We start from the raw sequence: 18,068 nt of genomic DNA on the forward strand, positions 1-18,068 counted from the left end.
CATGGGGGAGTCGGGGATCGGCGCGGAGCTGCCGGGGGTGCACCTGCGCTGGCTGGCGCTGGACGAGCAGACGCTGGACGCCGAGCGGCTGCTGCCGCTGCTGAGCGACGAGGAGCGCGAGCGGTACGTCGGCACGGTCGCGGCGGCGGCGGCCGAGCGCTTCGTCTTCGGGCGAGTGCTGCTCCGGATGCTCGCGGCCGAGCTCACGGGCACGCGCGCGTCGGAGGTCCGGGTCGTCGCCTGCTGCCCACGCTGCGGGGGCGCGCACGGCCGGCCACGGCTGGAGGGACGAGGGACCGCGCTGGAGCTGCTGTCGGTGAGCATCGCGCACTGCGCCGGCGCCGTCGTCGTCGCGGCCAGCAGCGCCGGTGCGGTCGGCGTCGACGTGGAGCCGACGCTGGGCACGCCTGAGCGCGGGGAGCGGATCACGCGCATCGCGGGGGCGCCCTTCGCCACCGGCGGGATGCGCCCCGCCGACCCCGTCCTGCACTGGACCCGGATCGAGGCCGCGCTGAAGGCGGACGGCCGCGGGCTCGAGCTCGACCCGCGCCGGGTGCACGTGCACGAGTCGCACCACGCGGCGGAGGCGCGGATCGACGGCGTCCGTTTCCGGCTGGCCGAGCCGCAGCTGGACCCCGCGCTGCGGGTCAGCGTCGCCCTCGGGCCGATGGGCGACACGGGCGCCGGGCCCATCATCGGCTGGCGGCGCGAGCACGGCGACGCGCTCGCGGACTCGCTGGTGTCAGCGCCCGGGCGGTAGCGGCGGCAGCTCCTCGTCGAGGAGCCACGCGTCGAGCAGGTCGTCCACTCCCTCGCCGAGGATCTCGGTGCAGAGCTCGCGGAACTCCTCGTCGGTAGCGGCGGCGGAGGCGTAGCGGGACGTCCACTCCCGCAGCAGCCGGAGGAAGGGCTCATCGCCGACGGTGAGCCGCAGCGCGTGCAGGGTGAGCGCGCCGCGCTTGTAGACCCGGTCGTCGAAGAGCGCGACCGGCCCCGGATCGGCGAGCACGAGATCCTGCGCCGCACCCCGCAGCACCGCGTGGTGGCGGCGGGCGCAGGCGTCGGATGTGGCGCGGCCCGACTCCTCCGACCACAGCCACTCCGCGTAGCAGGCGAACCCCTCGTTGAGCCAGATGTGGCGCCACCGGGCGATGCCCACGCTGTTGCCGAACCACTGGTGCGCGAGCTCGTGAGCGATCAGGCGCTCCGAGCCGCCGCGGCCGTCGGCGTGGTTGGCGCCGAACACCGCCATCGCCTGCGCCTCGAGCGGGATCTCCAGCTCGTCCGCCGTGACGACGACGCAGTAGCGGGCGAACGGGTAGGGCCCGAACAGCCGCGTGAACAGGGCGAGCATGCGCTCGAGCGGAGCGAAGTCGTGCGCGACCCGTGCGGCCAGGGCGGCGGGGCGGGCGAGGGTCACCGCGACTCCGGCGAGCACGCGCTCCTCGATCGCGTAGCGGCCGATCTGCACCGACGCGAGGTAGGCGGCGCTGGGCTCGCGCTGCTCGTAGAGCCAGGTGCGGCGGCCCGAGCGGGCGCTCGAGTCGACGAGCACCCCGTTCGCGAGCACGGCGTAGCCCTCCTCGGCGGTGACGCGGAGGCGGTACGGGGCCTTCTCGGCGACGTCGTCGTTGCAGGGGAACCAGGTGGAGGAGCCGGAGGGCTGCGAGGCGACGAGCACCCCGTCCTCCAGCTCCTCCCAGCCGAGCTCGCCCCAGTGGCTGGCGCGGGGCGCCGGGTGTCCGCTGTACTCGATCTCGACCTCGACGCTCTCGCCGGCGGCCAGCGGCTCGGCCGGGGTCACCCGCAGTTTGTGCGGCGCCTGCTCGTGGCGGACGCGGCGCCCGTCGATCCTGACCCGGGCCACGCGGAGCCGGGAGAGGTCGAGCGAGAACCGCCGGAGCGGCTGCAGCGCGACGATCCTCAGCACGGCCCGGCCGGCCAGGCGGTTCGAGGCGACGCGGTAGTCGAGGTCGAGGTCGTAGGACTCGACGCGGTATCCGGTGTTCCCGATGCCGGGGACGTAGGGGTCGCCGGCGGTCTCGAGCCCGGTCAGCGCGGGGCTCACGCGACGGGCGCGTGGTAGTCGGCGACGCGCACTTCGCGCCACGGGCCGATCGGGTTGCCGCTCCAGCGGCTGCCCGCGGGCACGAGCTCCCCGCGCATGACCAGCGAGGCCGGGCCGACCGTCCCGTGCTCGGCGATCCGCGCGGCGGGGAGGATCACGCTGTGCGGGCCCAGGGTGGCACCGGCGTCGAGGCTCACGAGATCCATGCTCATGATTCGATCATGGAACAGGTGCGTCTGCACGACGCAGCCCCGGTTCACGGTCGCTCCGTCGCCGAGCGAGATCAGATCGGCCTCGGGGAGCCAGTAGCTCTCGCACCAGACGCCGCGTCCGATCCGGGCGCCGAGGCTCCGCAGCCACCACACCAGCGCCGGAGTGCCCGCGGCGGCATGGGCGAACCAGGGCGCGGCGACCATCTCGGTGAACGTGTCGGCCAACTCGCTCCGCCAGACGAACGAGGACCACAGCGGCTGCTCGCTCGGCTCGACGCGCTGGATCAGCACCCACTTCGCGGCGGTGGAGACGGCCGCGGCGACCGCCCCGGCGGCCAGCAGCACGACGCCTCCGACGAGCGCGGCGAGCACCGCCCCGAGCGTCTGGATCAGCGCCAGCAGTCCCGCGACCACGCCGAGGCCGATCGCGACCGAGACGACCACCGGGACGAAGCGGCCGAGCTCCCACGCGATGCGGGCCGCGCGGAGCCGGCGGGCCGGGCCGAAGGTGCGCGCGGACTCCGCCTCGACGACGGTCCGTCGCAGCCGCACGGGCGGCGAGCCCAGCCACGACGAGCCCGCCTTCGACTTCCGGGGCGCGGAGGAGAGGACGGCGACGAGTCCGCCGGCGGGAACGGTGTGCCCGGGCGCGGCCATGCCGGAGTTGCCGAGGAACGCGCGCTCGCCGATCTCGGCGCGGGCGAGCCGCATCCAGCCGCCGCCGAGCGCGTAGGAGGCGACGAGGGTGTCGTCGGCGAGGAACGCGCCGTCGCGGATGGTCGTCATGGCGGGCAGGAGCAGCACCGTCGAGGCCTCGACGTCGCGCCCGACCTTCGCGCCGAGGAGCCGCAGCCAGACCGGGGTGAACAGGCCCGAGTAGAGCGGGAAGAGCAGGACCCGCGCGGAGTCGAGCAGCCGCTCCGTCGACCAGACCTGCCAGCCGATACGCCCGCGCACGGGGTGGGTGCCGGGCTCGACGCCCCGGCCGAGCAGGCGCACCAGGACGACGACGAGGGCGGCGAGGACGACTCCGGAGACGGCGACGGCGGGCACGAGCGCGGCCAGAGCGGGCCCGAGCGCGGCGCCGAGGCCGGCGGAGCTCTGCACGGCGGCGGCCACGACGGCGAGCCCGGCCGCGAGGGCGAGGACCGGGACCGCCGCGAGGCCGACCGCGGACGCTCCGTACGCCCAGACCCAGCCCGGGCGGCGCGCCGGGCGCTCCGCGGGGAATCCGGCGTTCGCCCTGCCGAGCCGCTGGGCGGGGGAGCCGCCCCAGCGCTGCCCGGCCGGCACCCGTCCGAAGACGGCGGATCCCGGCTCGATCTGCGCGTGCTTGCCGATCCGGGCGCCGGGGAGGAGCGTGCTGCGCGCGCCCACGGTGCTGCCGGCGCCGACCCGGACGGCGCCGACGCGCAGCACGTCGCCGTCGATCCAGTAGCCGGAGAGGTCGACCTCGGGCTCGATCGCCGCGCCGCGCCCGAGCGTCAGCATCCCGGTCAGCGGAGGGAGGGAGTGGAGATCGACGTCGTCGGCGATCCGGGCGCCGAGCGCGCGGGCGTAGTAGGCGACCCAGGGGGCGCCCGCCAGGCTCACGGCCTTGAGCTGGAACGCGATCTGCTCGGCCAGCCAGAGCCGCAGGTGCACGCGGCCGCCGCGCGGGTGGTCTCCGGCGCGGATCCCGCGCAGCAGGGTGCGCGCGGCGAGGACGGTGAGCCCCATCCGCCCGAACGGCGTGAGGAAGAGCGCGAACGCGGGGATCAGGGCCGCGAGCGGCGCGGTGGGCAGCCACCCGAAGCCGGGCACCAGATCGAGCACCGCGGTGGCGGTGAGGATCGCGGTGACCCAGCGGGCGCTGCCGAGCACGAGCAGCGGCGCGCCGAGGAGGGTCTGCAGCACGCGCATCCGGAGCGGGACCGGAGCGATCCGGTGCGCGGACGCCTCCGGGGCCTCGGTCGAGCGGCCCTGGATCTCGGCGGCCATCGCCGCCAGGCGCGGGTGGGCGTAGACGTCGGCGACGGTGAACTCCGGGTCGCGCTCGCGGATGCGCGCCACGAGCTGCGCGGCGGCGAGGGAGCCGCCGCCGAGGTCGAAGAAGTTCGCGCGCTCGTCGACCGGCACGCCGAGCACGTCGCGCCAGAGGGCGGCGAGCCACGCCTCCTCGGGGTCGAGGGAGGCGTCCTCGGTCGTGCCCACGGCGAGCGGCCAGGGGAGGGCGGCACGGTCGACCTTGCCGGAGACGCGGGTCGGCAGCTCCTCGACCACCGCCAGCAGCGGCACGAGGGACGCGGGCAGCTCCTCGCGCAGGCGGGCGAGCGCCGCGTCCCGGTCGAGCTCCCGCCCGCCGGCGAGGGCCAGGTAGCCGACGAGGACCTGGTTGCCGGCCGCCGTGGTGCGGACCGCGGCCGCTGCCCCCGAGACTCCGGGGAGCGCCTGCAGCGCGGCCTCGACCTCGCCGAGCTCGATGCGCCGTCCGCCGAGCTTCACCTGGTCGTCCGCGCGCCCCTGGAAGACCAGGCCGGCGCTCTCGAAGCGCACCAGGTCGCCGGAGCGGTAGGCCCGCTCCCAGCCCAGGAGCGGCGCGGGAGCGTACTTCTCGGCGTCCTTGACCGGGTCGAGGTAGCGCGCGAGCCCGACTCCGCCGATGACCAGCTCGCCGACCTCGCCCTCGCCGACCCGCCGCCCCTCCGCGTCGACGACCGCGAGCCGCCAGCCGTCGAGGGGCAGGCCGATGCGCACCGGGGGCGGGCCGCCGAGCGGCGCGGCGCAGGCGACGACGGTCGCCTCGGTCGGCCCGTACGTGTTCCAGACCTCGCGACCCTCGACCGCCAGGCGGTCGCCGAGCTCCGGAGGGCACGCCTCGCCGCCGAAGATCAGCAGGCGGACGTTCTCGAGCGACTCCGCAGGCCAGAGCGCGGCGAGCGTCGGCACCGTCGAGACCACCGTGATGCCGTGCGTGGTCAGCCACGGGCCGAGGTCCATGCCGCTGCGGACCAGCGAGCGGGGCGCGGGGACGAGGCAGGCGCCGTGCCGCCAGGCGAGCCACATCTCCTCGCAGGACGCGTCGAAGGCGACGGAGAGACCCGCCAGCACGCGGTCCCCGGGGCCGAGCGGCTCCGCCTGGAGGAACAGGCGCGCCTCGGCGTCGACGAACGCGGCGGCGGAGCGGTGGCTGACCGCCACGCCCTTGGGCGTTCCGGTGGACCCGGAGGTGAAGATGATCCAGGCGTCGTCCTCGAGCGAGGGCGGCTGCAGAAGCGGGATCGACGCCGTGCTCGGGTGCGGCGCGCTCGCGGTGAACAGGCGCGCGGCCGGCTCGTCACCGCCGGTGCGCTCGAAGCGGCCGGAGCCGGTGATCACGCCGCGGACGGCGGCCTCGCCGAAGACGAGGCGCGCCCGCTCCTCGGGATCGTCCGCGTCGACCGGGACGTAGGCGGCGCCCGCGGCGAGGACGGCCAGGATCGCGAGGTAGAGCTCGCGGGAGCCGCTGGGCATGCGGATCCCGACGCGGTCGCCCCGTCGGACGCCGGCGGCGGTGAGCTCGCCCGCGAGCTGCACCGTGCGGGCGAGCAGCTCCCGGTAGCTGAGCGCTCCGGCCGGGTCCTCCAGGGCGGAGGCGTCCGGGTGGCGCTCCGCGGTGTCGCGGAGGACGTCGACCAGCGTGCGCGCCGGAGGGGCAGCGGCTCCGGCGTCGAGCACGTCCTGGGGTCCGGCGGTCTCGGTCACTGTCGTCTCCGTCCCGGCCGCGCGATCCGTCTGCGCGGCGGCCGGGGCGACACCGTAGGGAGGCGGGGTGACGCGGAGGTGAACAGGCGGGGTCGGCCCGACCGGCTCAGTGCGCCATCGGGAGCGGTGCGTCCGACTCCGCAGGGCGGCGGACGAAGAACGCGGCCACGATCGCGACGGTCGCGATCGACGCGCCCCACAGGAACGCGGAGTGGATGCCGCCGGCGTAGGAGGCGGCCTGGTCGGCGCCGCCCTGCGCGAGCTCCGCCGACCGGATCGAGAGGACGGTGACGAACAGCGCCGTGCCGGCCGCGCCGCCCAGCTGCTGCACGGTGCCGATGATCGCGCTGCCGTGCGAGTAGAGCGCGGGGCGCACCGAGCCGAGGCCGGCGGTGAACAGCGGCGTGAAGACGAAGGCGAGGCCCAGGCTGAGGGTCACGTGCAGCGAGAGCACGAACCAGGGCGACGAGTCCGCCGCGAGCAGGGTGTACCCCCACAGTGCGCCGGCGACGACGATCGAGCCGGGCACGAGCAGCACCCGCGGGCCGAAGCGGTCGTACCCGCGGCCGACGAACGGCGCGAGCAGGCCCATCAGCAGGCCGCCGGGGAGCAGGAGCAGACCGGTCTCCAGCGGAGTGAGGCCCAGCACGTTCTGCGTGTAGAGGGGCAGCAGGATCAGCGTGCCGAAGAGCGCGGACATGCTGACCGCCATCATCGCGATGACGATGGTGAAGTTGGCGGAGGAGAAGGTCCGGAGGTCCAGCAGGGCCCGGTCGGTGCGCTGCAGCAGGAGCTGGCGCGCGATGAAGCCCGCGAGGCCGAGGCCCGCGACGACGAACGGGATCCACGGCGCGACGACCGCGGCTCCGCCCTCGCCGAGGCTCGACAGGCCGTAGACCAGGCCGCCGAAGCCGAAGACCGAGAGGACCACCGACAGCGAGTCGATCGGGATGGAGCGCGGCTCGGTGACGTTCTCGACCTTGCGCAGGCCCAGGAGCAGCGCGCCGATCGCGATCGGGAGCACGATCCAGAACATCCAGCGCCAGCCGAGGAAGTTGAGGATGACGCCCGAGATCGTCGGCCCGACCGCCGGCGCCACCGAGATGACGATCGAGATGTTGCCCATCATCCGGCCGCGGATCGCCGGCGGCACCAGCGTCATCACGGTCGTCATCAGCAGCGGCATCATGATCGCCGTGCCTCCGGCCTGCACCACGCGGGCCGCCAGCAGGACGGCGAACGTCGGCGCGAGCGCGGCGGTGAGCGTGCCGAGGCTGAAGAGGATCATCGCGGCGGCGAAGAGCGTGCGGGTGTGCAGCCGCTGGATCAGGTAGCCCGTGATCGGGATGACGACGGCCATCGTGAGCATGAAGGCGGTCGAGAGCCACTGGCCCACGTGCGCCTCGACGTCGAAGTCGCGCATGAGGTCGGGCAGCGCCACGCTCATGATCGTCTCGTTGAGGATCACGACGAACGCCGACACCAGCAGGAGGCTGATGACCAGGCGGCTGCGCGGCTCGAGGGTCGTGGCGGCGGCGGGTGCGGCGCGTCGCGTCTCGGGAAGGGTGCTGCGCTCGGTCACAGGTGTTCTCCGGTCGTGAGGGGGATCGGCGTGAGGGGCGAATCGACGGCTCGACTCGCGGGCGCGGATGCGGGGTACGGAGGGAGAACAGCGGCGGGCGCCCCGGACATTCCCGATCGACGGGGATCCGCTGCGAGAGGTCTCAGGCGAGGACCGCGGAGAGCGCGGAGGACGCGGTCTCGGCCTCCTCGAGCGTGGCGCCGTCGCCGAAGCTGAACCGCACGGCGGTCCGGGCGACGTCGGGGTCGAGACCGAGGGCGAGCAGCGCGGGCGAGGGCTCGTCGCGCCCGGCGGCGCACGCCGAGCCGCTCGAGACGACGACGCCGCGCTCCTCCAACTCGAGGAGCGTCGACTCGCCGCTGCGCCCGGGGACGGCGTACGCGGCGATCGAGGGGAGCCGGTGCGCCGCGGAGCCCAGCGGCACGGCCCGGGGCGCCAGAGCCGCGACCCGCTCGGCGAACGCGTCCCGGACCGCCCCGACCCGCACCGCTCGCTCCGGGTCGAGCAGGCGCACCGCGGTGCCGAGCGCGACCGCGAAGGCCACGTTCTCGGTGCCCGAGCGCCGCTCCCGCTCCTGGCCGCCGCCGTGCAGCAGGGGCTCGAACGGGAGCCGGCTGCGCAGCAGCAGCGCCCCCACGCCCTTCGGCGCCCCGAGCTTGTGGCCCGAGACGGAGACGGCGTCGGCGCCCCAGCCCGCGACGTCCAGCCAGCCGGCGGCCTGGACGGCGTCCACGTGCAGCGGCACGCCCCGCGACCGGCAGAGCGCCGCGATCGCCGGCACGTCCTGCACCGTCCCGATCTCGTTGCTCGCCGCGAGCACCGAGACCAGCGCGGTGTCCGGCCGGATCAGCGCGGCGAGCGCGTCGAGGTCGAGCAGGCCCGTCGCGTCGACGGGGGCCCTCGACACCTCGAAGCCGTGCAGGCGACGGAGGTGGTCGGCCGACTCCACGGTCGCCTCGTGCTCGAGCGCCGAGATCACCAGGTGCCGTCCGCGCGGCGCCCCCAGCGCGAGGCCCTTGACCGCCGTGTTGATCGACTCCGTGCCGCCGGAGGTGAAGAGCGTCTCGGAGGCGCGGCCGCCGAGGAAGCGCGCCACCTGAGCGCGGGCCGCCTCCAGCGCGCGCGCCGCGGCGTCGCCGAGCGCGTGGCTGCTCGACGGGTTGCCGTACTCCGCGGTGAGGAACGGCCACATGGCCTCCAGCACCTCGCGGCGCACGGGCGAGGTCGCGGCGTGGTCGAGGTAGATCACTCGACCGCGATGTCCAGGCCGAGGTCGAGCGAGCGGACGCTGTGGGTGAGCGCCCCGACGGAGATCACGTCGACCCCCGCCTCCGCGATCGCGCGCACGGTCGAGAGGTCGACGCCGCCGCTCGCCTCGACCACGGCCCGCCCGCCGATGAGGGCGACGCCCTGCCGGAGCAGCTCGGGGGTGAAGTTGTCGAGCATGATCGTGTCCGCGCCTCCCGCCAGCGCGGGCTCGATCTGGTCGAGCCGGTCGACCTCGACCTCGAGGTGCGCCGTGTGGGGGATCGTGGCGCGCGCCGCCCGCAGGGCCGCGGTCAGGTCGATCCCGCGCGCGGCGAGCACCGCGAGGTGGTTGTCCTTCGCCAGCACCGCGTCCGAGAGCGAGAAGCGGTGGTTGCGGCCGCCGCCGCTGCGCACGGCGTGCCTCTCGAGCGCGCGCAGGCCCGGCGTGGTCTTGCGGGTGTCGACGATGCGGGCCCGGGTCCCCTCCACCGCGGCGACGTACTGCGCCGTCAGGGTGGCGATGCCGCTCATCCGCTGCACGAGGTTGAGCGCGACCCGCTCGCCGCGGAGCACGCCGCCCGCGGGGCCCTCGATCCGGGCGAGGGTCTGCCCGGCCTCGAAGACAGCGCCGTCCTCCACGAGAACCGAGCAGCGGATCCGGGAGTCGACCTGCCGCATCGTGCCGACCAGGACGGCGCCACCGCTGAAGACGCCCGGCTCGCGGGCGACCAGGGCGGCGCTCGCGGTGGCGTCCGCGGGGAGCAGGGTGTCGGAGGTCAGGTCTCCCCAGGGCGCGTCCTCCTCGAGGGCGAGGGTGACGACGCGGTCGATGCTCTGGCGGGTCAGCACGGAAGGGCCGCCTCTCTGATGGGGGCGGCGGCGCTCGCCGTCGCGGAGTCGGGGGAGTCGGTGCGGTGGTGGGCGCCGACGGAGTGCGTGCGCGCGAGCGCGGCGTCGATCAGAGCGAGGGCGCAGGTGCGCAGGTTCGCGTCCTCGAGCGTCCGCAGTCCGAGCGGAGCGGGAGAAGCGGAGGCGACGAGCGCGTCGCGCGCCGCCGTGAGCCCCGCCGCGTCCCGGGAGAGGCCGGCGCCCGCCCACATCGCGTCCTGCAGAGCGGTGCGGTCGAGCGTCATCGGCAGGACGGCGCGGGGAGGGGCGACCGGTCCGCCGCTCCACGGGAGGGAGTCGAGAGCGAGCGCCGCGCGGCGCGCGAACACGACGCCCTCGAGCAGGCTGTTGGAGGCGAGGCGGTTCGCGCCGTGGACGCCGGTGCGGGCGACCTCGCCCACCGCGAGCAGTCCGGGAAGACTCGTGCGCCCGTCCAGGTCGGTCGCGATCCCGCCCATCCAGTAGTGCGCGGCCGGAGTCACGGGCAGCAGGTCGTCGGCGAGCGAGAGCCCGTTCTCGCGGCACACCGCCGAGATCGTCGGGAACCTCCGCGCCAGCACCTCGGGGTCGATCGCCCGGGCGTCCAGGTGCACGGGCAGTCCGCCCTGCAGCCGCATCCGCTCCGCGATCGCGCGCGCCACGACGTCGCGCGGCGCCAGCTCGGCCTCGGGGTGCACGCCGGTCAGGAACCGCTCGCCCGCGGCGTCCCGCAGCACCGCGCCCTCGCCGCGCACCGCCTCCGAGACGAGGAAGCCGCCCGGCAGCGCGAGTGTGGTCGGGTGGAACTGGTAGAACTCCAGATCCGCCGTCTCCGCTCCCGCCCGCAGGGCCGCAGCGAGCCCGTCCCCGGTCGCGACGGACGGATTGGTGGTGTACCGGTACAGCTGCCCGGCGCCTCCGGTGGCCAGCACGACCGCGTCGGCCGCCAGGCGCTCGAGCACGCCGTCGTGCAGGACGTCGGCGCCCGTGACCGAGCCGCCTTCCCTCACCAGGTCGACCAGGGCGACGTGCTCGCGCACCTCGACGGAGGAGGCCCGCACCGCCGCCACGAGCGCGGCCTCGATCGCGGCGCCCGTCGCGTCACCGCCGGCGTGCAGGATCCGAGGACGCGAGTGGGCGCCCTCGAGTCCCCGTGCCAGCTCGCCGCCCTCGTGGTCGAAGCCGACGCCCCACTCCTGCAGCGCCGCGACCGCCTCCGGCCCCTCGGCGCAGAGCACCTCGACCGCCGAGCGCACGGCGAGGCCCGCGCCCGCGGACAGCGTGTCCTCCACGTGCAGCGCCACCGAGTCGCCCGGCGCCGTGACCGCGGCGATCCCGCCCTGCGCGGCGAGCGTCGACGACTCCGCGAGCGCGCCCTTGGTGACGAGCAGCACCTCGTGGCGGCGCTCGGCCGTCAGCGCGGCGACCAGCCCGGCGACACCGCTGCCGACGACGACGACCCGCGCCATGTCAGACCCCCGCCGGCCCGGCGGGCGGAACGGCCGCGAGCATCCGCTCGAGGGCGATGCGCGCCTCGGCCTGCACCGACTCCGCGACCTCGATGCGGTTGAGCACCGTCCCCGCCACCAGGCCCTCGAGCACCCAGGCGAGGTAGCCGGGGTGGATGCGGTACATGGTCGAGCACGGGCAGACCACGTCGTCGAGGCAGAAGATCGTGTGCTGCGGGTACTGGACGGCGAGGCGCTGCACCAGGTTGATCTCGGTGCCGATCGCGAAGGTCGATCCCGCGGGCGCCGCCTGGATCGCCTTCACGATGTAGTCGGTCGAGCCGTACTCGTCGGCCGCGTCGACGACCGCCATCGGGCACTCCGGGTGCACGATCACGCGCACGCCCGGGTGCTCGGCGCGCGCCTTCGCGATCTGGGCCGTCGTGAAGCGCTTGTGCACCGAGCAGAAGCCGTGCCAGAGGATCACCTGCGCGTCCAGGAGCGTCGCGGTGTCGGAGCCGCCCTGCGGCTTCCGCGGGTTCCACATCGGCATCCGCTCGAGCGGCACGCCCATCGCCTTCGCGGTGTTGCGGCCGAGGTGCTGATCGGGGAAGAAGAGCACCCGCTGCCCGCGCGCGAACGCGTCCTCGAGCACGGTCGCCGCGTTCGAGGAGGTGCAGACCACGCCGCCGTTGCGTCCGCAGAACGCCTTCAGCGCGGCGGAGGAGTTCATGTACGTGACAGGGACGAGCGGCACGCGGCCGTCGGCGTCCGGCTCGGTGCCGTAGAGCTCGATGAGCTCGGCCCACGCGTCCTCCACCGAGTCGTTGTCGGCCATGTCGGCCATCGAGCAGCCGGCCGCCAGGTTCGGCAGGATCACGGCCTGCTCCGGTCCGGAGAGGATGTCGGCGGTCTCCGCCATGAAGTGCACGCCGCAGAAGACGATCGCCTCGGCGTCCGGCCGGCTCGTCGCCGCCTTCGCCAGCTGGAACGAGTCGCCCACGTAGTCGGCGTACTGCACCACCTCGTCCCGCTGGTAGAAGTGGCCGAGCACCACGACCCGCTCGCCGAGGGTCTCCTTGGCCGCGAGGATGCGGTGGTGCAGCTCGTCGGCGCTCGCCGTGGTGTACTCCTCCGGCAGACGGCCCTGGACCGGGGCGTCGGCCGGGATCGGGTCGGCCTGGGAGGCGCCGGGCCCGTACGCGGGCAGGCCGAGGTCGAACGACCAGGGGGCCTCCGCGAGCTCGGGCGCGCAGGTGGCGCCGGGCGCGGAGCCGCCCTCGATGAGCCGGATGGTGCTGTCGACGGATGTCACGGTGTTCTCCTCGTGAGGCGGGTGGGGGAGTCGGGCGGCGCGCTCAGACGGGCAGCGGGCCGTTGTCGACGAGCGCCGCCGACTCGTCGTAGCGGTAGAGGCGCGGGGGACGGTGGCGGGTGCCCGTCAGGCGCTCCCCGGTGGGCACCACGGTGCCGGAGCTCTCGATCGTCCGGCGGAAGTTGGCCGGGTCGAGGGGCTTCTGCAGGACGGCCTCGTGGACCTCCCGCAGCTGGGACAGGGTGAAGGCGCCGCCGAGGAAGGCCTGCGCGATGCGGGAGTACTCCATCTTGTTGCGCAGGCGCCAGAGGGCGTAGTCGACGATCAGGCCGTGGTCGAAGGCGAGCTCGAGCGGCAGATCGGTGCAGAGCCAGGCGACGTTCTCTCCCACGATGGCCTCGTCGGCCTCGGCGGAGCGCACGAGCGCCCAGTAGACGATCGACACGACGCGGTCCTCGCCGGGGGAGCGGTCGGTGCCGCCGACGGCGTAGAGCTGCTCGAGGTAGCGCGGAGCCAGGCCCGTGGTCTCGCGGAGAGTGCGGCGGGCCGACTCGGCGAGGTCCTCGTCCGGATGCAGCGGTCCGCCGGGCAGCGCCCAGAGTCCCTCGAACGGGTCGCGGATGCGTCGGACGACGGGGATCCAGACGGTGCTCGCTCCGGTCTCCGGGTGCGGCCGCAGCGCGAAGATCACCGTCGACACGGCGAGCTGCACGTCCGGCATCCAGTGCTCCCTACTAAGAGTCGCACCGACTGTAAGTGCTGCAGCCACCTTAGTGTCACCGCCACCCGAACACCTAGCGGAAGGAGCGACACGCCGCGACGAGTCCCCCCCGCCGCTAGGCTGACCGCACAACCGAATACCGGGCCGCAATACGCGACGCGGGAGAGCCGACTCCGGTCGGCACCGAAGGAGCAAGCCTCCCCGCCAATCTCTCAGGTCTCTGTACCGCGTCGAACTGGCCACTCTGGAAAGCGATCCGCTCGGATCCGCCCATGGTGAAAGCGCACGACCCCTCGGGGCGGCGCGAATCTCTCAGGCTCCACGACAGAGGGGGAGTTCCCACGGCACTGCTGTGCTCTGCCGCGAACGCGGCGCGAGTCCAGCACTGCGACGAAATGGAGAACTCATGTCCGAGACCCCGACGACGGCCCCCGAAGCCCGCTACTCGCCCCTGCACGACGTGCACGTGGCCGCCGGCGCGTCCTTCACCGACTTCGCGGGGTGGCAGATGCCGGTCCGGTACTCCGGCGACCTCGCCGAGCACCACGCCGTGCGCACCGCCGCCGGCCTCTTCGACCTCTCGCACATGGCCGAGATCCTCGTCGTCGGGCCCGAGGCGGTCGACGCCCTCGACTACGCGCTGGCGAGCGACATCTCGGCCGTCGCCGCGGGCCGCGCGAAGTACACCCTCCTCCTGGAGCGCACGGGCGGTGTGATCGACGACCTCGTCGTCTACCGCACGGGCGAGGACCGCTTCATGGTCGTCGCGAACGCGGCCAACCGTCACATCGTCGTCGAGACGCTCCGCGACCGCACCGCGATGTTCGAGTGCGAGCTGTTCGACGAGAGCGACGACGTCGCCCTGATCGCGCTGCAGGGCCCGCGCTCGCTCGAGATCCTGCAGAACGTCCAGGGCCTCGCCGTCGAGACCGAGCGGGGAGCGGAATCGGTGCTCGACACGGACGACGCCGCGCGGCTGCTCGCGGAGCTGCGGTACTACCGCGCCGTGCCCGCCACCTTCGAGGCGCACCCGATCCTGATCGCGCGCACCGGGTACACGGGCGAGGACGGCTTCGAGATCTACGTCTCGCCCGACTCCGCGCCCGCGCTCTGGCAGGCGCTCGCCGAGACCGGCGCCGGAGCGGGCCTCGTCCCCGCCGGCCTCGCCGCCCGCGACACCCTCCGCCTCGAGGCGGGCATGCCGCTCTACGGCCACGAGCTCTCCCGCGACGTCTTCCCCGCGCAGGCCGGCCTCGGCCGCGTCGTCGCCCTCGGGAAGCCGATCGACTTCGTCGGCCGCGCGGCGAGCGAGGAGGGTCCCTCCGGAGACGCTCCCGTGCTCGTCGGGCTCGTCGGCGAGGGCCGCCGCGCCGCCCGCGCCGACTACACCGTCCTCTCCGGCGACGACGCGGTGGGAGTGGTCACCAGCGGCGTCCTCTCGCCGACCCTGGGCGTTCCGATCGCGATGGCCTACGTCGCCCCCGCCTCCGCACAGCCCGGGACGGCGCTCGCCGTCGACATCCGCGGCACGCGCCTCCCGATGACCGTCACAGAGCTCCCCTTCTACTCGAGAAAGAAGAACTGACATGGCCGTGCCCACCGAGCTGCAGTACACCTCCGACCACGAGTGGATCCGGGTCGACGGTGAGGTCGCGACCGTCGGCATCACCGCCTACGCCGCCGACAAGCTGGGCGACGTCGTCTTCGTCGAGCTCCCCGAGGCGGGAGCCCGCGTCGAGGGCGGCAGCGTCGTCGGCGAGATCGAGTCGACGAAGTCGGTGGGCGAGCTGTTCGCCCCCGTCGACGGCGAGGTCCTCGAGGCCAACACCGCCGTCGTCGACAGCCCCGAGCTCGTGAACTCCGACCCGTTCGGCGAGGGGTGGCTGATCCGGGTCCGCTTCGACGCCCTGCCCGACGGCCTCCTCGACGCCGCCGCCTACACCGAGCTGGTCGGCGAGTAGATGGCGGCCACCAGGACCCCCGGCGCCTTCGAGTCCCGCCACATCGGGACCGACGCCGACGCGCAGCGCACCATGCTCGCGGCTCTCGGCTACGACTCCGTCGAGGAGCTCGTCACCGCCGCCGTCCCCGAGTCGATCCAGGTCCGCGACCTCCCGCGGGTGCTGCCCGCTCCGGCCACCGAGACCGAGGCGCTCGCCGAGCTGCGCGCCCTCGCCGCGCGCAACACGGTGCGACGGCCGATGATCGGCCTCGGCTACTACGGCACGCACACCCCCGCCGTGATCACGCGCAACGTGCTCGAGAACCCCAGCTGGTACACGGCCTACACGCCGTACCAGCCCGAGATCTCGCAGGGACGCCTGGAGGCGCTGATCAACTTCCAGACGATGGTCTCCGACCTCACCGGCCTCGACACGGCCGGCGCATCGATGCTGGACGAGGGCACCGCCGTCGTCGAGGCGATGCTGCTCACCCGCCGCGCCTCGAAGGCGCGCACCGACGTCTTCGTCGTCGACTCCGACGCCCTCCCGCAGACCCTCGCGCTGCTGCGCGGCCGCGCGGAGGCCGTCGGCATCCGCATCGTCGAGCTCCCGCTCTCGCGCACCGCCGCGGAGGAGGTGCCGGAGTGCTTCGGCGCCCTCGTGCAGTACCCCGGCGCATCCGGGCACCTCTGGGACCCGTCCGCCGTGCTCGCCGCGGTGAAGGCCCACGGCGGGCTGGCGGTCGTCGCCGCCGACCTGCTCGCGCTGACCCTGGTGCGCTCGCCGGGCGAGCTCGGCGCGGACGTCGCGGTCGGCACCACGCAGCGCTTCGGCGTCCCGCTGGGCTTCGGGGGACCGCACGCCGGCTACCTCGCCGTCCGCAAGGGACTCGAGCGCCAGCTTCCCGGCCGCCTCGTCGGCGTCAGCCAGGACGCGGACGGCCACCCCGCCTACCGCCTGTCCCTCCAGGCCCGCGAGCAGCACATCCGCCGCGAGAAGGCGACCTCGAACATCTGCACCGCCCAGGTCCTGCTGGCCGTCATGGCCGCGATGTACGCGGTCTACCACGGGCCGGACGGGCTCGCCGCGATCGCCGAGCGCGTGCACGGCCGGGCCGCGCTCCTCGCGCGCCTCCTCCTCGACCGGGGCCACTCCCTCCGGCACGCCGACTTCTTCGACACCGTCTCGGTCGTCGTGCCCGGCGGCGCGGAGGCGGCGGTCGCCCGCGCCCGCGAGGCCGGCTTCGACGTGCGCCTGGTCGACGCCGACACGGTCTCGGTCTCGATCGACGAGACGGTCACCGACCTCGAGGTGATCGCCGTCGCGACCGCCGTCGGGCAGCTGGACTCGTCGTTCGGCTTCCTCGGCGGCTCCGCGCGGAGCATCCCCGCCGAGCTCGACCGCCGCACGCCCTTCCTCGTGCACCCGGTCTTCAGCAGCCACCACAGCGAGACCTCGATGATGCGCTACCTCAAGCGCCTCGCCGACTCGGACTACGCGCTCGACCGCGGCATGATCCCGCTCGGCTCCTGCACCATGAAGCTCAACGCCGCCACCGAGATGGAGGCGGTCAGCTGGCCCGAGTTCGCGGATCTGCACCCGTTCGCCCCCGAGGCGGACGTGCAGGGATCGCTGGCGCTGATCGACCAGCTGGAGGGGTGGCTCGCCCACCTCACCGGCTACGACTCCGTGTCGCTCCAGCCCAACGCCGGCTCGCAGGGCGAGCTCGCGGGCCTGCTGGCGATCCGCGGCTGGCACCGCTCCAACGGCGACGAGGACCGCACGGTCTGCCTGATCCCCTCGAGCGCACACGGCACCAACGCCGCGAGCGCGGTCCTCGCCGGCATGCGCGTCGTCGTCGTGGCCTGCGACGAGCTCGGCAACGTCGACCTGGACGACCTCCGGGCGAAGATCGCCGAGCACGCGGGCTCCCTCGCCGCGCTGATGATCACCTACCCGTCGACCCACGGCGTCTACGAGCACGAGGTCGCCGAGATCTGCCGCCTCGTCCACGAGGCGGGCGGACAGGTGTACGTGGACGGCGCGAACCTCAACGCGCTCCTCGGCTTCGCCCGCTTCGGCGACTTCGGCGGCGACGTCTCGCACCTCAACCTGCACAAGACGTTCTGCATCCCGCACGGCGGAGGCGGTCCCGGCGTCGGGCCCGTCGCCGCGAAGGCGCACCTCGCGCCGTTCCTGCCCGGCCACCCGCTCGCGCAGCGGCTCGAGCACGGCGTGGGCACGAAGGGCGAGCGGATCGTCCACGGCGGCGCGCCGGTGTCGGCGGCGCCCTACGGCAGCCCCGGCATCCTGCCGATCTCGTGGGCGTACGCCCGGATGATGGGCGAGGAGGGCCTGCGGGCCGCGACCGGGGCGGCCGTCCTCTCGGCCAACTACGTCGCCGCGCGCCTGCGCGAGCACTACCCGGTGCTCTACAAGGGGGACAACGGGCTCGTCGCGCACGAGTGCATCCTCGACATCCGCCCGCTGACCGCGGCGACCGGAGTGACCGTGGACGACGTCGCCAAGCGCCTCGTCGACTACGGCTTCCACGCGCCGACCATGAGCTTCCCCGTCGCCGGGACCCTGATGGTCGAGCCGACGGAGAGCGAGGACCTCGCCGAGATCGACCGCTTCATCGACGCGATGATCGGGATCAAGCGGGAGGCCGACCGGGTCGGCGCGGGGGAGTGGCCGGTGGACGACAACCCGCTGCGCGGTGCCCCGCACACGGCCGAGTGCCTGACGGCCGAGGAGTGGACGCACCCCTACAGCCGCGAGGAGGCCGTCTACCCGGTCCGCTCGCTGGTGCGCGGCAAGTACTGGCCGCCGGTCCGCCGGATCGACCAGGCCTACGGCGACCGCAACCTCGTCTGCGCCTGCCCGCCCATCGAGGCCTTCGCCTGATCCGCCCGCACGCGCTCGTCGCGACCGAGGGTGA

The 18,068-nt window shown here is 74.4% G+C and carries 12 protein-coding genes and 1 riboswitch; of the genes, 4 read left to right on the forward strand and 8 right to left on the reverse strand.

Annotated elements, in window-relative coordinates:
• The first annotated feature begins 1 nt into the window (after position 1).
• Positions 2-760, forward strand: coding sequence for a 4'-phosphopantetheinyl transferase superfamily protein (locus tag C5D08_RS11930; RefSeq protein ID WP_104277211.1), 759 nt, complete (start codon positions 2-4; stop codon positions 758-760).
• Here the strand turns inward: C5D08_RS11930 and C5D08_RS11935 are convergent.
• The 8 genes from C5D08_RS11935 to C5D08_RS11970 form a co-directional block, all read right to left on the reverse strand.
• Positions 743-2,068: a M1 family metallopeptidase gene (locus C5D08_RS11935; protein ID WP_258067395.1), complete on the reverse strand. Its 1,326-nt coding sequence runs from the start codon at positions 2,066-2,068 to the stop codon at positions 743-745. The two genes, C5D08_RS11930 and C5D08_RS11935, sit on opposite strands and share 18 nt — an antisense overlap.
• Complete coding sequence (locus C5D08_RS11940) at positions 2,065-6,003, reverse strand: Pls/PosA family non-ribosomal peptide synthetase (RefSeq protein ID WP_104277212.1); 3,939 nt, start codon at positions 6,001-6,003, stop codon at positions 2,065-2,067. The genes C5D08_RS11935 and C5D08_RS11940 overlap by 4 nt, the downstream gene beginning before the upstream one ends.
• A gap of 106 nt (positions 6,004-6,109) precedes the next feature.
• Positions 6,110-7,585, reverse strand: a complete 1,476-nt coding sequence (locus C5D08_RS11945) for a DHA2 family efflux MFS transporter permease subunit (RefSeq protein ID WP_104277213.1) — start codon at positions 7,583-7,585, stop codon at positions 6,110-6,112.
• Between the two features lie 142 nt (positions 7,586-7,727).
• Entirely contained in the window at positions 7,728-8,834 is a 1,107-nt protein-coding gene (locus C5D08_RS11950; protein WP_104277214.1) for a cysteine desulfurase family protein, read from the reverse strand.
• Positions 8,831-9,682, reverse strand: a complete 852-nt coding sequence (gene nadC, locus C5D08_RS11955) for a carboxylating nicotinate-nucleotide diphosphorylase (protein WP_104277215.1) — start codon at positions 9,680-9,682, stop codon at positions 8,831-8,833. Before nadC ends, C5D08_RS11950 begins: the two co-directional genes overlap by 4 nt.
• The gene (gene nadB, locus C5D08_RS11960) at positions 9,676-11,169 is read right to left on the reverse strand and encodes an L-aspartate oxidase (RefSeq protein ID WP_104277216.1); all 1,494 of its coding nucleotides are present in this window, start codon (positions 11,167-11,169) and stop codon (positions 9,676-9,678) included. Before nadB ends, nadC begins: the two co-directional genes overlap by 7 nt.
• 1 nt (position 11,170) lies before the next feature.
• A complete protein-coding gene (nadA, locus tag C5D08_RS11965; protein WP_104277217.1) occupies positions 11,171-12,463 on the reverse strand; it encodes a quinolinate synthase NadA in 1,293 nt (430 codons plus the stop codon).
• Positions 12,464-12,506: 43 nt separating this feature from the next.
• Positions 12,507-13,184, reverse strand: a complete 678-nt coding sequence (locus tag C5D08_RS11970; protein WP_104277218.1) for an NUDIX domain-containing protein — start codon at positions 13,182-13,184, stop codon at positions 12,507-12,509.
• Positions 13,185-13,333: 149 nt separating this feature from the next.
• Positions 13,334-13,422: riboswitch (glycine riboswitch) on the forward strand.
• Positions 13,423-13,590: 168 nt separating this feature from the next.
• Here C5D08_RS11970 and gcvT point away from each other — a divergent pair.
• From gcvT to gcvP, 3 genes are read left to right on the forward strand one after another with little or no spacing between them, the layout of a single operon-like run.
• Positions 13,591-14,769: a glycine cleavage system aminomethyltransferase GcvT gene (gene gcvT, locus C5D08_RS11975; RefSeq protein ID WP_104277219.1), complete on the forward strand. Its 1,179-nt coding sequence runs from the start codon at positions 13,591-13,593 to the stop codon at positions 14,767-14,769.
• Position 14,770: 1 nt separating this feature from the next.
• A complete protein-coding gene (gene gcvH / locus C5D08_RS11980; RefSeq protein WP_104277220.1) occupies positions 14,771-15,145 on the forward strand; it encodes a glycine cleavage system protein GcvH in 375 nt (124 codons plus the stop codon).
• Entirely contained in the window at positions 15,146-18,034 is a 2,889-nt protein-coding gene (gene gcvP, locus C5D08_RS11985; RefSeq protein WP_104277221.1) for an aminomethyl-transferring glycine dehydrogenase, read from the forward strand.
• Positions 18,035-18,068: the final 34 nt, after the last annotated feature.

It is taken from the genome of Rathayibacter sp. AY1B6 (genome assembly GCF_002932755.1).
Classification (GTDB): Bacteria; Actinomycetota; Actinomycetes; order Actinomycetales; family Microbacteriaceae; genus Rathayibacter.

What these genes read in the sequence shown, in the direction of transcription:
- C5D08_RS11970 (WP_104277218.1), bottom strand. Translation starts at nt 13,184, where the DNA reads ATGCCGGACGTGCAGCTCGCCGTGTCGACGGTGATCTTCGCGCTGCGG.
- C5D08_RS11930 (WP_104277211.1), top strand. Translation starts at nt 2, where the DNA reads ATGGGGGAGTCGGGGATCGGCGCGGAGCTGCCGGGGGTGCACCTGCGC.
- gcvP (WP_104277221.1), top strand. Translation starts at nt 15,146, where the DNA reads ATGGCGGCCACCAGGACCCCCGGCGCCTTCGAGTCCCGCCACATCGGG.
- nadB (WP_104277216.1), bottom strand. Translation starts at nt 11,169, where the DNA reads ATGGCGCGGGTCGTCGTCGTCGGCAGCGGTGTCGCCGGGCTGGTCGCC.
- gcvT (WP_104277219.1), top strand. Translation starts at nt 13,591, where the DNA reads ATGTCCGAGACCCCGACGACGGCCCCCGAAGCCCGCTACTCGCCCCTG.
- gcvH (WP_104277220.1), top strand. Translation starts at nt 14,771, where the DNA reads ATGGCCGTGCCCACCGAGCTGCAGTACACCTCCGACCACGAGTGGATC.